This window comes from Shewanella litoralis, from assembly GCF_009828585.1.
Taxonomy (GTDB): Bacteria; Pseudomonadota; Gammaproteobacteria; order Enterobacterales; family Shewanellaceae; genus Shewanella; species Shewanella litoralis.
The window spans coordinates 1-323 of the sequence record NZ_WSRZ01000121.1; the positions used below are offsets into that span (position 1 = coordinate 1).

Here is a 323-nt window from a genome sequence, read left to right on the forward strand (position 1 = left end):
GATCGTAATAAGTGGAAACTCGGGATCGATCCTTGCGTTTTTGACGTTTTTCATCGAGCTCTTTCAGACGATTTTGTTCAAAGTTGGCCACCCCTGTTTTGACACAGTGACGCCAAACAGGTCTTAAAACAGCAAGGTCCTCCCAGCGTTCAGTGGAGATATCGCAGGCGGTCAGGTTACGTTTCAAGACGTCCTTGAATCGCAGATATTGTCCCCCACGTTTACGCTTTCCACTCGCTAGTTCGGAGTAGAAGACGAACTTCGACGATCGATCCCGGGTAACTTAGCAAAGATTTGTATTACAGTATGTTTGATGAATGGTA

The 323-nt window shown here is 46.1% G+C and carries 1 protein-coding gene; it reads right to left on the bottom strand.

Annotation, left to right across the window (positions count from 1 at the left end; genetic code table 11):
* Nucleotides 1–187: hypothetical protein (locus GQA99_RS21120; RefSeq protein WP_206194603.1), on the bottom strand; the 187-nt coding region annotated here is incomplete at its 3' end.
* Nucleotides 188–323: the final 136 nt, after the last annotated feature.